Below are 14,579 nucleotides of genomic sequence, written 5' to 3' on the forward strand. Positions count from 1 at the left end.
ATGATGGTGCTCACTGCGAAGGAGGACGCCCGATGACCAGTCCGGCCACGGACGACGACCAGGACGCCCTGCTGCGGTTCGTCGAGCAGTTCGCGCTGGTGCTCACCGAGTCCGGACTGCCCCGTATGCCGGCGCGGGTGTTCGCCTACGTGCTGGCCGAGGACGCCGAGCGCTACACGGCGTCCGAGCTGGCCGAGGGCCTGCGGGTCAGCCCGGCCGCCATCTCCGGCGCGGTGCGCGCCCTGGTGCAGGCCGGTCTGCTGGCCCGCGAGCGCGAGCCGGGGTCGCGGGCCGACCACTACCGCATCTACGACGACGACGTCTGGGCGCACATCATCATGCAGCGCGAGCCGCTGCTGCGCCGCTACATCGCCGTCCTCTCCGAGGGCATCGACGCCCTGGGCGAGGGCCGCGGCGCGCAACGGATCACCGAGACCATCGACTACATGCAGTTCATGCGGGCCGAACTCCCGCTGATGATCGAGCGCTGGCAGCGGCACCGCGCCCAGTACGCCCAGTCCTCAGAGGTCGAGGAGTAGCCCGAGCGGCGACTCCACGCGGTCGGCGACGTAGCGCAGGAAGCCGCCGGCGACGCCGCCGTCGCAGACGCGGTGGTCGAAGCTGAGCGAGAGCTGGGCGACCTTGCGGACCGCCAGCTGCCCGTCGACCACCCAGGGCTTGTCGACGATGCGCCCGACGCCGAGCAGCGCCGCCTCGGGGTGGTTGATGATCGGGGTCGAGCCGTCGACGCCGAAGACCCCGTAGTTGTTGAGGGTGACGGTGCCGCCGGTGAGGTCCGCCGGGGTGAGCGTGCCGGCGCGGGAGGCGTCGGTGAGGCGGGCCAGCTCCGCGGCCAGCTCGGCGGTCGTGAGCTCCTGGGCGTTGTGGACGACGGGGACGACGAGACCGCGGTCGGTCTGCGCGGCGAAGCCGAGGCCGACCTGCTGGTGGCGGACCAGGACGAGGTCGTCGCCGTCCTGTTCGACGGAGGCGTTGAGCTCGGGGAAGCGGGCCAGCGCGGCGACCGTGATGCGGCCGAGCAGCGCCAGCAGGCCGACCGGACTCTGTGGCGCCGCCGCCCGCAGCGCGTCGCGCGCCTCCACCAGCCCCGTCGCGTCGACGTCGACCCACGTGGTGGCGTCGGGGATCTCGCGCCGGCTGCGGGACAGCTTCTCCGCGACGGCGCGGCGCACTCCGCGCAGGGGTTCTCTCCGGTCTGACGGGGCCGGTGGCGAGGTCCGCTGAGGCGCTTGACGTGCTGCCGTGGCGGTCCCGTTGATCGCGGCGGTCCCGTTCGTCGCTGCGGCCTCGACGTCGCGGCGGAGGATCACGCCGCCGGGACCCGAGCCCCTCACCACCCGCACGTCGACGCCGTGGTCGCGTGCCAGTCGCCGGACCACCGGCGAGAGCACCCGAGGCGCGCCGCCGGCCGCCACTGGGCTGCTGTGCGCTGCTGGACTGCCGGTCGCCGCCGGGTCGCCGTGCGCCGCCAGGTCGCCGGTCGTCGCGCGTTCAAGGTTGTCGGTGCCCGCCCGTAGGGTGGGGGCCCTCCCGGCCGGGCGGGGTGTCACCTCGGCCGAAATCGGCGCCGACGCCGGCCCGCTGGCCGCCACCGCGCCGGACGCCGATGGATTGCCGGCCGCTGGGCTGCCGTGCGCCGCCGGGCCACTCGTCGCCGCCGGGTCGCCGTGCGTCGCGCTTTCGAGGTTGTCGGTGCCCGCCCGTAGGGTGGGGGCCCTCCCGGCCGGGCGGGGTGTCACCTCAGCCGAAATCGCCGCCGACGCCGATGCCGGCCCCGACGCCCCAACCAACGTCGGATCCGTCGCCGATGCCGCGACCGGCGTCGTTCGCCCGCGCGAACGCCGGGCCAACGTCGCGTTCCCGGTGCCGTACCCGACCAGCACGGCGCCCGACTCCGCCGCGTCGCCGCCACTACCCGCCTCACCGGCGCCGTCCGCCCCACCGGCGTCGGGCCCGGCGACGGTGATGAGCGGCGCGCCGACCTCGATCGTCGACCCCGCGTCGCCGTGCAGCGTGACCACGCGACCGGCGTGCGGGCACGGCACCTCGACCGTCGCTTTCGCGGTCTCCACGTCGACGACCACGTCGTCCACTCCGACGACGTCGCCGACCGAGACGCGCCAGGCGACGATCTCGGCCTCGGTCAAGCCCTCGCCGAGGTCGGGCAGCCGGAACGTACGCTCCTCACCGGGGATCGGATAGTCCGTCATGGCGCCCCCACGAATCGCGGGTCCGGCGCGTCCTCGAACTGCAGCCGGTCGACGGTGTCGAGGACGCGGTCGACGCCGGGCAGCTGGTACTTCTCCAGCACCGGCGGCGGGAACGGCACGTCCCAGCCCGTCACCCGCAGCACCGGCGCCCACAGCGAGTGGAAGCAGCGCTCCTGCACGCGAGCGGCGATCTCGGCGGACACGCTCGCGAACCCCGTGGCCTCGGCGACGACGACGCAGCGGCCGGTCCGGCGCACCGACGACGCGACCGTCGCGTCGTCGAACGGCACCAGCGTGCGCAGGTCGACGACCTCCAGCGACCGGCCCTCGGCCGCAGCGGCCACAGCGGCCTCCAGCGCCACCGGCACCGACGGCCCGTACGCCAGCAGCGTCGCATCCGTACCGGCGCGACGCACGACGGCGGTCCCGAACGGCGGCGCCACCACCGGCAGCGTCACCTCGTCCTTGGCCCAGTACAGCTTCTTGGGCTCCATGAACACGACCGGGTCGGGGTCGGCGATCGCCTCACGCAGCAGCGAGTACGCGTCCGCGACGGTGGCCGGCGTGACGACCTTGAGGCCGGGCGTGTGCGCGTAGTACGCCTCGGAGGAGTCGGAGTGGTGCTCGACGCCGCCGATGCCGCCCGCGTACGGGACCCTGATGACCATCGGCAGGCCGATGGCGCCGCGGGTGCGGTTGCGCATCTTCGCGACGTGCGAGGCGATCTGCTCGAACGCCGGGTACGCGAACGCATCGAACTGCATCTCGACGACGGGGCGGAAGCCGTTCATCGCCATGCCGACGGCCATGCCGACGATGCCGCTCTCGGCCAGCGGGGTGTCGAAGCAGCGGTCGTCGCCGAACTCGGCGGTCAGGCCGTCGGTGACGCGGAAGACGCCGCCGAGCGGGCCGACGTCCTCGCCGAACACGAGCACGGTCTCGTCCTCGCGCATCGCGTCGCGCAGGGCGGCGTTGAGCGCCTTGCCCAGGGTCACCGTCATCGGGCCAGCTCCTCCGCCAGCCACGTCGCCTGCTCCTTCAGCTGCGGGGTCGGCGAGGCGTAGACGTGGGCGAACAGGTCGGCGGGGTCGCCGGTCGCCTCCTCCGCGAGCCGGGTACGCACCTCGCTCGCGTACGCCTCCGCCGCCTCACGCGCGGCGGCCACGTCGGAGTCGGTCAGCTCGCCGGACGACCGCAGGTGCGCCTCGAGCCGCGCGATCGGGTCGCGCCGCTTCCACGTCTCGACCTCGTCGTGGTCGCGGTAGCGGCCGTCGTCGTCGGCGTTGGTGTGCGGCTCGACGCGATACGTGTGCGCCTCGACGAGCACCGGCCCTCCGCCCGCTCGCGCGGACTCGACGGCGTCGGTCAGCACCGCCAGCATCGCCACCGGGTCGTTGCCGTCGACCCGCTCGCTGCGCACGCCGTAGCCCACGCCCTTGTGCGCCAGCGACGGCGCCGCCGTCTGCCGCGACAGCGGGACGGAGATCGCGTAGCCGTTGTTCTGCACGAGGAACACGACCGGCGCGTGGAAGACGGCGGCGAAGTTGAGCGCCTCGTGGAAGTCGCCCTCGCTGGTGCCGCCGTCGCCGATCAGCACCAGCGCGACGGTGTCCTCGCCGCGCCGGCGGGCGGCGTAGGCGACCCCGACGGCGTGCGGCGCGTGCGTCGCGAGCGGCGTGCACTGCGGCGCCGTGCGCGTGGCCACCGGGTCGTAGCCGCAGTGCCAGCTGCCGCGCAGCAGCGTCAGCGCCTCGACCGGGTCGATGCCGCGGGCGATCAGCGCCATCGAGTCGCGGTAGGTCGGGAACAGCCAGTCGGTCTCGCGCAGCGCGAGGACGGCGCCGATCTCGCCCGCCTCCTGGCCCCGGCTGGACGGGTAGACGGCGAGGCGTCCCTGCTTCGTCAGCGCCGTGGCCTGGGCGTCGAACCGCCGGCCGAGCACCATCGCGTCGTAGGCGCGGCGCAGCAGCTCGCCGGGCGGCCGTTCGTACCGGCCGTGTGCGTCGCCCGGCGCGGGGGAGCCGTCGTCGTCGAGGAACCGGACCGGCTCGGCGGACGGCAGCAGCCCGGCCTCGGCGGGCGGCGCGGCGGGCGCGGGCATCCGGTGTTCGGCCTGCGTGGTCATGACTCTGTCACCTCTCCGGCAGGCGGACGCTCTATCCCCGAATAGTGCTCCTCGTGAGATGGTCATCTCTACAACCGGCCGAAAACGGTGACAGCTGGCAGTGAGGAGCGCCGATGAGCGACCAAACGTCTCCGAGTGACGGCGGTCACACCTGGAATACCGGCCGTTCGTCTGCCCGCGATCTCGACGAGGTCGACCGCCGCATCCTCGCCGAGCTGGTCGACCAGGGCCGGCTGTCCATCCGGCAGCTGGCCGAACGCGTCCACGTGTCGCGGGCCAACGCCTACGCGCGGGTCGACCGCCTGCTCGCCGACGGCGTCATCACCGGCTTCTCCGCCCAGGTGAACCCCGAGCGCGCCGGCCTCGCCACCAGCGCCTACGTCATGCTGTCGATCCAGCAGAACGCCTGGCGCGAGGTGTCGGCCGCGCTCGGCTCGCTGCCGTACGTCGAGCACTTCGCGTTGGTCGGCGGCGACTTCGACGTGCTCGCGCTGGTCCGTGCGCCCAACAACAGCGAGCTGCGCCACGTCGTGCTCGAACACATCCAGGACGTCGCCGGCGTGCTGAGTACCCGCACGTGGCTGGTCTTCGACGAGCACCTCGGCCAGGGGTCGCGCTGGGCCTGACGGCCGCCCAGTAGGCTCGCGCCCATGGCCAAGTGGGAGTACGCGACGGCACCCGTGCTGGTGCACGCGACGAAGCAGATCCTGGACAACTGGGGCGAGGACGGCTGGGAGCTGGTCCAGATCGTTCCGGGCATGAACCCCGAGAACGTGGTGGCTTACTTCAAGCGGGAGAAGGCGGAATGACGGGCACCCCCGAGGAGCGGCTGGCCGAGCTGGGCCTGAGCCTGCCGGACGTCGCCAAGCCGGTGGCGGCGTACGTGCCGGCCGTGCGCACCGGCTCGTTCGTGTTCACGTCCGGCCAGGTGCCGGTGCGGGGCGGCGAGCTGATCCACAAGGGCAAGGTCGGCGGCGAGGTGACGCCCGAGCAGGCGTACGAGTGCGCGCAGCAGTGCGCCCTCAACGCTTTGGCGGCGGTCCGCGCCGAGGTGGGCGACCTGTCCGCCGTCACGCGCATCGTGAAGGTGCTCGGGTTCGTCGCGTCGACGCCCGACTTCACCGGCCAGCCGCAGGTCGTCAACGGCGCCAGCGAGCTGCTCGGCAAGGTCTTCGGCGACCTCGGCCAGCACGCCCGCAGCGCGGTCGGCCTGACGGTGCTGCCGCTCGACGCGCCGGTCGAGGTCGAGATGATCGTCGAGGTGGGCTGACGGACCGGCGCGCGCTGCCCGCACCCATCGCGGAGCGGGCCCGGGCGTTCGCCGCGGGCGGCCTTCCGGTCGTCCCGGCCCGGCCGTCGTCGACGGTCGCGCTGCTGCGCGACACCCCGGGCGGCGTCGAGGTGTACGTGCACGTCCGGCATGTCGGCATGGCCTTCGCCGCCGGCATGCTGGCCTTCCCGGGCGGCAAGGTCGACCCCGCCGACGGCGCCGACCCGGACGAGGCGTTCGTCCGGGCGGCGATCCGTGAGACGCACGAGGAGACCGGCGTCGAACTGACGCCCGGCGACCTCGTGCCGTGGGCGCACTGGATCACGCCGCGGTTCGAGGAACGTCGCTACGACACCTGGTTCTACCTGGCGGCGCTGCCGTCCGGCCAGGCGACCGCCGACGTCTCCGGCGAGGCGTCGACGGTGGAGTGGGTGCGGCCGGCCGACGCGCTGGCCCGCGGCGACGCCGGCGACTGGGTCATGCTGCCGCCGACGGCGGTGGTGCTGGCCTCGCTCACCGGCTTCGCGACGACGGCCGAGGCGCTGGCCGCGGGCGCCGGGCGGGCCGTCGACACCGTCGTACCCGGCTGGCTCGACGACGGCGAGCGGGTGTGGGCGCTGCTGCCGGGCGACCCCGACTTCCCCGGCGACGACCCAGGAGACGTTCAGTGACCGAGGTGGAGCTGCCGGTGTGGTGCCGGCTGGTGCGGGCCGACAACCCCGGCCCGATGACCCTCGACGGCACCAACACCTACGTGCTGCGCACCGGCGACGGCAACGTCGTCATCGACCCCGGGCCGTGGCTGGAGGAGCACCTCGACGCCGTCCTGTCGCTGGGTCCAGTGTCGGTCGCGCTGATCACCCACCACCACGCCGACCACTGCGGCGGCGTCGACCTGTTCCGCGAGCTGACCGGCGGTGCGCCGGTGCTGGCCCGCGACCCCGCCGCCAGCGGCGCCGACGCCGAGCTGCCGCCGCACGGGCAGCGGCTGGACGACTTCGGCCTCACCGTGCTGGACACCCCGGGCCACACCGCCGACTCCGTCTCGTTCGTCGCCGACGACGGCGAGTCGGTCTTGCTGTTCACCGGCGACACCGTGCTCGGCCGCGGCACCACGATCGTGTCGCACCCCGACGGCGACCTCGGCGACTATCTGGCGTCGCTGGAGCTGCTGCGCACCGCCGTGCCGGCCGACGCGCTGCTACTGCCCGGCCACGGACCGCTGCGGCCGGGCGCCGCCGGCGTCGTCGACGAGTACGTGGCGCATCGGCGGCAGCGGATCGAGCAGGTCCGGACCGCGCTGGCCGGTGGCGCGCGGACCGCCCGCGACGTCGTCGAGGTGGTCTACGCCGACGTCGACCCCGCGCTCTGGCCGGCCGCCGAGCGCACCGTCGAGGCCACGCTCGCCTACCTGCGCGCGGGCGACTGACCGGACGGCCGCGCGGACGGCGTCAGCGGGCCCGGCGGCGCAGCCGGTCGACGTCGAGGACGACCACCGAGCGCTGCTCGAGCCGCAGCCAGCCGCGCGACACGAAGTCGGCCAGCGCCTTGTTGACCGTCTCGCGGGACGCGCCGACCAGCTGGGCCAGCTCTTCCTGCGTGAGGTCGTGGACCACCCGCATGCCCTCCTCGGACGGCACGCCGAAGCGCGTCGAGAGGTCCAGCAGCTGCTTGGCCACCCGGCCCGGCACGTCGGAGAAGACGAGGTCGGTCTGGATGTCGTTGGACCGGCGCAGCCGCGACGCCAGCTGCAGCAGCAGGCCGCGGGCCACCTCGGGCCGCCCCGTCAGCCAGGGCGTGAGGTCGGCGTGGCTGAGGCTCCACAGCGTGGTGTCGGTGACGGCCGTGGCCGTGGCCGAGCGGGGACCGGGGTCGAACAGCGACAGCTCGCCGAACATCTGACCCGGGCCGAGCAGCGCCAGCAGGTTCTCGCGGCCGTCGGGCGCGGTGCGGCCCAGCTTGATCTTGCCCTCGGTCACGACGTAAACGCGGTCGCCCTCGTCGCCCTCACGGAACAGGGTCTCGCCCCGGCTCAGGTGCACTTCGGTCATCGACGCACGCAGCGCGCCGGCCGCCTCGTCATCGAGTTCGCGGAACAGAAGCGCGCTCCGTAGAACGTCGTCAACCACTGCCAGATCCTCCCTGCCGTCGAGCCACGCGCGGTCAACGGTCTGGTGTTTCGCGTCACGTCGGCCGCAACCCATTGTGCCGTGGGCCCATCATGGCGGACCATTCGCCCCCACACAGCGGAATCGCCCGCCGAAAGACGGACGGATTCGCGCCGAATCCCTGGGCAGGTGGGTTTCGCGGCGCAAACGCCGGCCTGTCGGTCCCAGAACGTAGAGTGAAGTGGTGTCGATGGTCGCTACCGAGTCCAAGCTCGCCCTCACGCGGCGGGCCCGCAAGATCAACCGTGAGCTCGACGCCCTCTATCCCGACGCTCACTGCGAACTCGACTTCACCACGCCGTTCGAGCTGCTCATCGCCACGGTGCTGTCAGCGCAGACCACCGACGTGCGGGTCAACGGCGTCACGCCCACCCTGTTCGCGCGCTACCCCAACGCCGTCGCGCTGGCGGCCGCCGAGCGCGACGACGTCGAGAAGATCATCCAGCCCACCGGGTTCTTCCGGGCGAAGACACAGTCCATCCTCGGGCTGTCGCAGGCGCTGGTCGACCGCTTCGGCGGCGAGGTGCCCGGCACGCTGAAAGACCTCGTCACGCTGCCCGGCGTGGGCCGCAAGACCGCCAACGTCGTGCTCGGCAACGCGTTCGGCGTCCCCGGCATCACCGTCGACACCCACTTCGGACGGCTGGTGCGCCGGTTCGGCTGGACCACGCAGACCGACCCCGACAAGGTCGAGGCCGAGATCGGCGCGCTGTTCCCGAAGAGCGACTGGACCATGCTGTCGCACCGCGTCATCTGGCACGGACGCCGCCGCTGCCACGCCCGCCGTCCGGCCTGCGGGGCGTGCCCGCTGGCCCGGCTGTGCCCGGCCTACGGCGAGGGCCCCACCGACCCCAAGGCGGCCGCCAAACTGGTCCGCGAAGGGCCGCGTGCATGACGACCGCCGACGGCCCGCCACCATGGCTGCGGCGCGTCGCCGACGCCGCCACGGGCGCGTGGGCCGACCACGCCGGTCGCTGGTCGGCTCCTGACGACACCGCCCGCGAGTCGGCCGTCCTGCTGCTGTTCGGCGAGACCGACGGCCGCTCCGATGTCCTGCTGATCGAGCGGGCGGCCGGGCTGCGCAGCCACGCCGGCCAGGCGGCGTTCCCCGGCGGCGGCGCCGAGCCCGGCGACGCCGGCCCGGTCGGCACGGCGCTGCGCGAGTGCGCCGAGGAGACCGGCGTCGACCCCGCCGGCGTCGACATCATCGCCACGCTGCCGCCGCTGTGGATCTCCGTCTCCAACTACTCGGTCACGCCGGTGCTGGCGTGGTGGCGCGAGCCGTGCGAGGTGCGTGTCGCCGATCCCGGCGAGGTGGCGTCGGTGCAGCGTGTCCCGGTCAGCGAGCTCACCGACCCCGCCCACCGGCTGCAGCTGCGCTACCCGTCCGGCCGGTCCGGTCCCGCGTTCCGGGCCGGGGGCATGCTCATCTGGGGGTTCACGGCGGGCGTGCTGTCCGCGTTGTTCGACGCGGCGGGGCTCGCCGAGCCGTGGGATCGTACTCTGGTCGAGCCGCTGCCCACGGGGATGGGCCTGAGCCGTGAAGGTCGAGGTGGGTCGTGACGCTGGGCTTGAACGCCGTCGACCTCATCATCATCATCCTTGCGGTCGTGGTCGGCTACACCGGCTGGACCCACGGCTTCGTCGTCGGCCTCCTGTCCTTCGTCGGGTTCGTCGGCGGCGCGGTCGCCGGGCTGCTGCTGGTGCCGCTGGTCCTCGGCGGCTTCGACCCCGGACTCGGGGTGTCGGTGCTGGCCGTCCTGCTGGTGCTCGGTGTCGCGTCCATCGGGCAGGGCGTGCTGGCCTGGGCCGGCGGCTGGGTGCGCTCCAAGGTGTCGTCGCAGCCGGCGAAGAAGTTCGACGCCGCCGGTGGCGCGGTCCTCGGCGTGGCCGGGCTGCTGCTGGCCGCCTGGGCCGTCGGGCTGGCCATCTCGACGGCGGCGGTGCCGTACGCGTCGCCCGGCGTCCGTGAGTCGCGGCTGCTCGACCTCGTCGACCGTGCCGTGCCCGTCTCGCCCGACCGTCTGCGCGACGCCTTCGAGGACGTCGTCGCCGCCGGCGGGTTCCCGCAGGTCGTGGTCCCGTGGGCGGCGGAGCCCATCGTCGACGTCGGCCCGCCCGGCAGCCTGCTGCGCCGCGATCCCGAGGTGCGCACGGCGGCCCAGAGCGTCGTGCAGATCACCGGCCGGGCCGACGCCTGCGAGCGGGTCATCACCGGCAGCGGGTTCGTGGTCGCGCCCGAGCGCATCCTCACCAACGCCCACGTGGTGGCCGGTGTCCGCGAGCCGGTCGTCACCTTCCCCGACGGCGACCCGTTGGCCGCCCAGGTGGTGGCGTTCGACCCCGAGACCGACCTCGCCGTGCTGTCCGTTCCCGGGCTGACGCTGCCACAGCTCACCATGACGGCCGACGATCCCGCCAACGGCGACGATGCCGCCGTCATCGGCTACCCGAACAACGGCCCGCTGCGCAGCGAGGAGGTCCGCGTCCGCGACGTCCACGAGCTGATCGGGCACGACATCTACGACGAGAACACCGTCACCCGCGAGGTCGTCTCGCTGCGCGGCAGCATCCGGCCGGGCAACTCCGGCGGCCCGCTCATCTCGCCCGACGGCACCGTGCTGGGCGTGGTGTTCGCGGCGTCGCTGACCGACCCCGACACCGGCTACGCGCTGGCGCCCAGCGAGTTCACCGACGTCGCCGCCGACGCGGCCGAGGCCACCGAGCCGGTCTCGACCGGCTCCTGCACCTGACGCCGGTCAGGGAGGCCTAATGCGGCGGGGGCGGCGATGCTGCGCCGGCTCCGCATCACCCGCCCCCGCCGCGTGTCAGCCGCCTAGCCGACGCCGAACGGCGCGGCGTACCGGATGGTGCCGGACGGCAGCGGGTGCGCGTCGTCCAGCGTGAGCGCCATCAGCGCCTCGTCAGGCACCTCGAAGCCCGCCCGGATACCGTGCGCCGACGCGCGCTCGAAGCCGAACCGCGGGTAGTACTCCGGGTGCCCGAGCACCGTGACGAAGCGTTCGCCGTGGTCGTGGGCGGCCCGCAGCGCGGCCCGGATGGCGGCCGAGCCGGCGCCGGACTTCTGCTGCCCCGGCCGCACCGAGCACGGCCCGAGGCACAGCGCCGGGGTGTCGCCGATGTGGCAGCGGGTCAGCAGAGCGTGCCCGACGACGGTGCCGCCGGGTGCGGACGCGACGATCGACAGGCCGTCGATCCACGCCTCGTCGGCGCGGAGCAGGTCGACGAGGTCGGCCTCGTCCGGGCGGTCGAACGCCGCGATGGTGATGTCGCGGATGGCCGCGATGTCGGCGCCGGTTTCGGCGCGCGTGATCCACTGCGAAGGCATGGTGAGGAATCCCGTTCGTGTTCGGGGGGTGACTGAGGTCAGGGTGAAGTCAGGCCGCGGCCTGGCGCGCCGACATCAACCCCACTTCCTCTCAGTTCCTCGCAGCGACACGAACGGAGACGATCATACCGTCAGTCGTGCCGGTCGCGCTGCTTGACCAGCCAGTCAAGCAGCGCGTCGGTGACGGTGTCGGGCGTCTCCTCGTGCGGGAAGTGCCCGGCCGCCTCCACCGACAGCCAGTGGTACTCGCCGGCCACCAGCTCGCGCGACGCCGCCGCCAGCTCGATGTCGAAGTTGGAGTCCTGGACGCCGTGCACCTGCAGCACCGGCATGGTGAGGGGGTCCTGGACGCGCTTGGCGAACCGGCGGCCGTCGCCGCGGAACAGCGAGCGGAACAGCCAGCGCTGGTACTCCAGCGCGCAGTGCGGGGCGGGCCACAGCTGCATGGCCGCCCGGTAGTGGCGCGATGCCTCGTCGTCGGGGAACGCCGACCCCGGCGACGACCAGCGCCGCAGCAGTGTCTCGACGTGCGCGCCGTCGTCGGCGATGAGCCGGCGCTCCGGTGCCATCGGGGTCTGCACCCAGGCCAGCGAGCCGCTGCGCCGCAGCCGGCCCTTGAGCAGGTGCCGGCGCAGGACCAGCGGGTGCGGCATCGACAGGACGGCGAGCGCGTCGACGTGCGCGGGCCGCATGGCCGCCGCCGTCCACGCACCGTAGGCGCCCCAGCCGTGCCCGACGAGCACCGCGCGGCGCTCGCCGAGGGAGCGGATCGCGCCGGTGATGTCGGCGGCGTACGTGAACGCGTCGTACCCGCGCGGGGTCTTGTCGCTGCCGCCGGCGCCGCGCAGGTCGAGCGCGACGGCACGCCAGCCGGCCGCGGCGAGCGCGGGCAGCTGGTGCCGCCAGGCCCACCAGAACTCCGGGAACCCGTGCAGGAGCAGGACGAGCGGGCCGTTCCCCATCTCCGCCACATGGAACTGCGCGCCGTTGGCGGCGACGGTCCGATGCGTCCAGGGGCCGGGGATCTCGACCGTCTGGCGATGTGCGTCGTTGGTGATCACGTGCTGCTGCTGGACCTCTTCAGAGCGCGGGCGGCGTCGCGGGCGGTGGTCTTCGTCCGCTCGGCCTTGGAGATCCTGCCGAGACGGCCCCGGGCCACCAGCAGCAGGAGGAGTGCGACGAGCAGGTAGAACCCGGCCACCACGAGGAACGACCAGCCGAGGGCCAGCCCGAGCGCATGGACGCCGTACACGAGGGCGAACGAGCCGAGGACGACCGCCAGCAGGCCGAGGAACGCGGCCGCCGCGATCAGGCCCATGCCGAGGCCGGCTTCCTTGGCGTCCGCCTTCAGTTCGGCCTTCGCCAGCTCGATCTCGTCGCGGACCAGCCCGGTGACGTCGTCCTTGATGGAGGCCACGAGCTGGCCGATGGAGGCCGAGCCGTCGGCCTCACTGGTTGCCCGCGCGGCCATCCGGAACCCCCTCGTCGCAGTTATCACGAATCACGTCGGCCGCGGCGGCGAGCTGCCGGCGTGGCCTCGTGTTCGACTCTAGAGCAGGTCGAGGGGGCTGGTCGCGTAGACGGGCCGACCGGTCACGGTCGAGTGCCCGGTTCCTCGGCCTGGTACACGTCCGGGATGCCGTCGTGGTCGTCGTCGCGGGACTCCTCGTCGGCCAGCCGCTTGTAGATGACGTTGCGCCGGCCGAGCACGATCGTGGCCAGCAGCGCCGCCAGCAGCGAACCGACCAGCACCGCCGTCTTCACCAGCTCCGCGTTGTGTGCGTCGTCGCGGAACGCCAGCTCGCCGATCAGCAGCGACACGGTGAAGCCGATGCCCGCGATGGTCGCCAGCCCGAACACGTCGCCCCAGGTCAGGTCGTTGCTCAGTTCGGCACGGGTGAACCGGGCGGTGAGGTACGTCCCGCCGAAGATGCCGATGGCCTTGCCGACGACCAGCCCCATCGCGACGCCCAGCGCCACGGGCTGCGTGAACACCTCGCGCAGGGAGTCGGTCGAGATGGTGACGCCGGCGGCGAACAGCGCGAAGACCGGCACGCAGAGCACCGCGGAGAACGGCCGGACCCGGTTCTCGATGCGCTCGGCCGGCGCCTGCTCCTCGCCCTCCTTGCGGTGTGCCCTGGTCAGCAGCCCGAACGCGACGCCGACGACGGTGGCGTGCACGCCGCTCTCGTGCATGAGCGCCCACGCGACCACGCCCATCGGGACGTACAGCCACCAGGCCCTGATGTCGCGGCGCTGCATGAGGTCGTACGCGACGAGAATGGCGGCGGCGCCCAGCAGCGGCCAGATGCGCACGTCGGTGGTGAAGAAGATGGCGATCAGCAGGATCGCCAGCAGGTCGTCGACCACGGCCAGCGTCAGCAGGAACGCCCGAAGCGCCGACGGCAGCCGCGACCCGATGACGGCCAGTACGGCCAGCGCGAACGCGATGTCGGTGGCCGTCGGCACCGCCCAGCCCGTCATGGGGCCGCCGCCGATGGCGTTCACCACCACGTAGACGACGATCGGCCCGGCCATGCCACAGACGGCCGCGATGATCGGCAGCGCCGCCTCGGCCGGCCGGCGCAGGCTGCCGACGACCAGCTCGCGCTTCAGCTCCAGCCCGGCGACCAGGAAGAAGATCGCCAGCAGCCCGTCGGCCGCCCACGTCGCGAGGTCGAGGTCGAGATGCAGCGCCGACGGCCCGATGGTCGCCGTGCGCAGCGCCTCGTAGGAATCGGTGCCGACGTTCGCCCAGACGATGGCGGTGGCCGCCGCCACCAGCATGAGGAACCCGCCGGTGGTCTCGCTGCGCAGCACGGACGCGACGTACTGCGCCTCGGGCCAGGTGGAGCGGGCGAACAGACGGCGGGGCACGGGATCACCTCATCTGATAGCGGACATGACGATGTCACGCCGACCAGACTTCCCGGCACACCGGTGGATATTTTAGCGTTCCCTAGGATCGGGCGAACGTCCGCACCGACTGTCCGGGCCGCCAGAGGGTGATCGCCATGCCGGTGCGGGTGTCGTTCAGGCCGGCCAGCACCACCTCGTCGATGCCGAGCCGGAACAGGTGGAACGGTCCCGGCGGTAGCGCGCCGGCGTGCGCCGCCTGGTAGGCGTCGAACTCGGGGCCGGTGACCTCGACGGCGCGGCCGGAGATCTTCACGTCCGGCACCGTCATCGATCCGTCGCCGGGGTTGTTGTGCACCGAGTAGCGCGGGTCGCGCTGCAGGTCGTGCGCCTTGCGGGCCTCGGGCATCGAGCCGAGCGTGAGATGGTCGCCGTCGAAGTCGACCTCGGTGCCGCTGACCCGCGGTGAGCCGTCCGCCCGCAGCGTCGCGAGCACGTGGTGCTTGGTGGCCGTGAGCTGCGCGTGCACGATCGCCGCCAGCTCGGGTACTTCGTCGTCGAACTGCTTCCAGGTCGCCAT

The 14,579-nt window shown here is 73.2% G+C and carries 18 protein-coding genes; 9 read left to right on the plus strand and 9 right to left on the minus strand.

Annotated elements, in window-relative coordinates:
* Nucleotides 1-32: 32 nt before the first annotated feature.
* The gene (locus BLU82_RS31340; protein ID WP_092624748.1) at nucleotides 33-539 is read left to right on the plus strand and encodes a GbsR/MarR family transcriptional regulator; all 507 of its coding nucleotides are present in this window, start codon (nucleotides 33-35) and stop codon (nucleotides 537-539) included.
* On the opposite strand, the gene BLU82_RS31345 is transcribed toward BLU82_RS31340, so the two are convergent.
* Genes BLU82_RS31345 through BLU82_RS31355 form a run of 3 tightly spaced genes read right to left on the minus strand, consistent with a single transcriptional unit; the run spans nucleotide 522 to nucleotide 4,356 of the window.
* Nucleotides 522-2,231, minus strand: coding sequence for a 2-oxo acid dehydrogenase subunit E2 (locus BLU82_RS31345; RefSeq protein ID WP_092624749.1), 1,710 nt, complete (start codon nucleotides 2,229-2,231; stop codon nucleotides 522-524). The two genes, BLU82_RS31340 and BLU82_RS31345, sit on opposite strands and share 18 nt — an antisense overlap.
* Nucleotides 2,228-3,232 (minus strand): alpha-ketoacid dehydrogenase subunit beta, encoded by a 1,005-nt coding sequence (locus tag BLU82_RS31350; RefSeq protein WP_092624750.1) that lies wholly within the window; start codon nucleotides 3,230-3,232, stop codon nucleotides 2,228-2,230. Before BLU82_RS31350 ends, BLU82_RS31345 begins: the two co-directional genes overlap by 4 nt.
* The gene (locus tag BLU82_RS31355; RefSeq protein ID WP_092624751.1) at nucleotides 3,229-4,356 is read right to left on the minus strand and encodes a thiamine pyrophosphate-dependent dehydrogenase E1 component subunit alpha; all 1,128 of its coding nucleotides are present in this window, start codon (nucleotides 4,354-4,356) and stop codon (nucleotides 3,229-3,231) included. The genes BLU82_RS31350 and BLU82_RS31355 overlap by 4 nt, the downstream gene beginning before the upstream one ends.
* A 113-nt stretch (nucleotides 4,357-4,469) precedes the next feature.
* On the opposite strand from BLU82_RS31355, the gene BLU82_RS31360 reads away from it, so the two are divergent.
* The 5 genes from BLU82_RS31360 (at nucleotide 4,470) to BLU82_RS31380 (ending at nucleotide 7,055) form a co-directional block, all read left to right on the plus strand.
* Nucleotides 4,470-4,982, plus strand: coding sequence for an Lrp/AsnC family transcriptional regulator (locus BLU82_RS31360; RefSeq protein WP_092624752.1), 513 nt, complete (start codon nucleotides 4,470-4,472; stop codon nucleotides 4,980-4,982).
* 24 nt (nucleotides 4,983-5,006) lie between these two features.
* Nucleotides 5,007-5,165 carry a DUF4177 domain-containing protein gene (locus BLU82_RS31365; RefSeq protein ID WP_074946573.1) on the plus strand — a complete coding sequence of 53 codons (159 nt, stop codon included), beginning with the start codon at nucleotides 5,007-5,009 and terminating at the stop codon, nucleotides 5,163-5,165.
* Entirely contained in the window at nucleotides 5,162-5,626 is a 465-nt protein-coding gene (locus BLU82_RS31370; RefSeq protein ID WP_092624753.1) for a RidA family protein, read from the plus strand. The genes BLU82_RS31365 and BLU82_RS31370 overlap by 4 nt, the downstream gene beginning before the upstream one ends.
* 104 nt (nucleotides 5,627-5,730) lie before the next feature.
* Complete coding sequence (locus tag BLU82_RS31375; protein ID WP_255367133.1) at nucleotides 5,731-6,297, plus strand: NUDIX domain-containing protein; 567 nt, start codon at nucleotides 5,731-5,733, stop codon at nucleotides 6,295-6,297.
* 56 nt (nucleotides 6,298-6,353) lie between these two features.
* The gene (locus tag BLU82_RS31380; protein ID WP_092626596.1) at nucleotides 6,354-7,055 is read left to right on the plus strand and encodes an MBL fold metallo-hydrolase; all 702 of its coding nucleotides are present in this window, start codon (nucleotides 6,354-6,356) and stop codon (nucleotides 7,053-7,055) included.
* 22 nt (nucleotides 7,056-7,077) lie between these two features.
* On the opposite strand, the gene BLU82_RS31385 is transcribed toward BLU82_RS31380, so the two are convergent.
* Nucleotides 7,078-7,755, minus strand: a complete 678-nt coding sequence (locus BLU82_RS31385) for a Crp/Fnr family transcriptional regulator (protein WP_069110059.1) — start codon at nucleotides 7,753-7,755, stop codon at nucleotides 7,078-7,080.
* 229 nt (nucleotides 7,756-7,984) lie between these two features.
* Here BLU82_RS31385 and nth point away from each other — a divergent pair, with 229 nt between their 5' ends.
* Genes nth through BLU82_RS31400 form a run of 3 tightly spaced genes read left to right on the plus strand, consistent with a single transcriptional unit; the run spans nucleotide 7,985 to nucleotide 10,547 of the window.
* Complete coding sequence (gene nth, locus BLU82_RS31390) at nucleotides 7,985-8,689, plus strand: endonuclease III (RefSeq protein ID WP_092626599.1); 705 nt, start codon at nucleotides 7,985-7,987, stop codon at nucleotides 8,687-8,689.
* Nucleotides 8,686-9,357 (plus strand): CoA pyrophosphatase, encoded by a 672-nt coding sequence (locus BLU82_RS31395; RefSeq protein WP_092624754.1) that lies wholly within the window; start codon nucleotides 8,686-8,688, stop codon nucleotides 9,355-9,357. Before nth ends, BLU82_RS31395 begins: the two co-directional genes overlap by 4 nt.
* On the plus strand, nucleotides 9,354-10,547 hold the full coding sequence (locus BLU82_RS31400; RefSeq protein ID WP_092624755.1) for a MarP family serine protease: 1,194 nt from the start codon (nucleotides 9,354-9,356) through the stop codon (nucleotides 10,545-10,547). Before BLU82_RS31395 ends, BLU82_RS31400 begins: the two co-directional genes overlap by 4 nt.
* Nucleotides 10,548-10,630: 83 nt before the next feature.
* Here BLU82_RS31400 and BLU82_RS31405 read toward each other — a convergent pair whose 3' ends face one another.
* The 5 genes from BLU82_RS31405 to BLU82_RS31425 form a co-directional block, all read right to left on the minus strand.
* Entirely contained in the window at nucleotides 10,631-11,143 is a 513-nt protein-coding gene (locus tag BLU82_RS31405; protein ID WP_092624756.1) for a GNAT family N-acetyltransferase, read from the minus strand.
* Nucleotides 11,144-11,274: 131 nt separating this feature from the next.
* Entirely contained in the window at nucleotides 11,275-12,204 is a 930-nt protein-coding gene (locus BLU82_RS31410) for an alpha/beta fold hydrolase (protein ID WP_197682592.1), read from the minus strand.
* Nucleotides 12,201-12,614 carry a phage holin family protein gene (locus tag BLU82_RS31415; protein ID WP_092624757.1) on the minus strand — a complete coding sequence of 138 codons (414 nt, stop codon included), beginning with the start codon at nucleotides 12,612-12,614 and terminating at the stop codon, nucleotides 12,201-12,203. The genes BLU82_RS31410 and BLU82_RS31415 overlap by 4 nt, the downstream gene beginning before the upstream one ends.
* 122 nt (nucleotides 12,615-12,736) lie before the next feature.
* Nucleotides 12,737-14,020 (minus strand): Na+/H+ antiporter NhaA, encoded by a 1,284-nt coding sequence (nhaA, locus tag BLU82_RS31420; protein WP_197682593.1) that lies wholly within the window; start codon nucleotides 14,018-14,020, stop codon nucleotides 12,737-12,739.
* An 82-nt stretch (nucleotides 14,021-14,102) separates the two neighbouring features.
* Entirely contained in the window at nucleotides 14,103-14,579 is a 477-nt protein-coding gene (locus BLU82_RS31425; protein ID WP_092626607.1) for a pyridoxamine 5'-phosphate oxidase family protein, read from the minus strand.

Source organism: Jiangella sp. DSM 45060, from assembly GCF_900105175.1.
Classification (GTDB): Bacteria; Actinomycetota; Actinomycetes; order Jiangellales; family Jiangellaceae; genus Jiangella.

Excerpts from the sequence above, each read along its gene's own strand:
- BLU82_RS31340 (WP_092624748.1), top strand. The coding sequence starts at position 33 with ATGACCAGTCCGGCCACGGACGACGACCAGGACGCCCTGCTGCGGTTC.
- BLU82_RS31345 (WP_092624749.1), bottom strand. The coding sequence starts at position 2,231 with ATGACGGACTATCCGATCCCCGGTGAGGAGCGTACGTTCCGGCTGCCC.
- BLU82_RS31350 (WP_092624750.1), bottom strand. The coding sequence starts at position 3,232 with ATGACGGTGACCCTGGGCAAGGCGCTCAACGCCGCCCTGCGCGACGCG.
- BLU82_RS31355 (WP_092624751.1), bottom strand. The coding sequence starts at position 4,356 with ATGACCACGCAGGCCGAACACCGGATGCCCGCGCCCGCCGCGCCGCCC.
- BLU82_RS31360 (WP_092624752.1), top strand. The coding sequence starts at position 4,470 with ATGAGCGACCAAACGTCTCCGAGTGACGGCGGTCACACCTGGAATACC.
- BLU82_RS31365 (WP_074946573.1), top strand. The coding sequence starts at position 5,007 with ATGGCCAAGTGGGAGTACGCGACGGCACCCGTGCTGGTGCACGCGACG.
- BLU82_RS31370 (WP_092624753.1), top strand. The coding sequence starts at position 5,162 with ATGACGGGCACCCCCGAGGAGCGGCTGGCCGAGCTGGGCCTGAGCCTG.
- BLU82_RS31380 (WP_092626596.1), top strand. The coding sequence starts at position 6,354 with ATGACCCTCGACGGCACCAACACCTACGTGCTGCGCACCGGCGACGGC.
- nth (WP_092626599.1), top strand. The coding sequence starts at position 7,985 with ATGGTCGCTACCGAGTCCAAGCTCGCCCTCACGCGGCGGGCCCGCAAG.
- BLU82_RS31395 (WP_092624754.1), top strand. The coding sequence starts at position 8,686 with ATGACGACCGCCGACGGCCCGCCACCATGGCTGCGGCGCGTCGCCGAC.
- BLU82_RS31405 (WP_092624756.1), bottom strand. The coding sequence starts at position 11,143 with ATGCCTTCGCAGTGGATCACGCGCGCCGAAACCGGCGCCGACATCGCG.
- BLU82_RS31415 (WP_092624757.1), bottom strand. The coding sequence starts at position 12,614 with ATGGCCGCGCGGGCAACCAGTGAGGCCGACGGCTCGGCCTCCATCGGC.
- BLU82_RS31425 (WP_092626607.1), bottom strand. The coding sequence starts at position 14,579 with ATGGCGACCTGGAAGCAGTTCGACGACGAAGTACCCGAGCTGGCGGCG.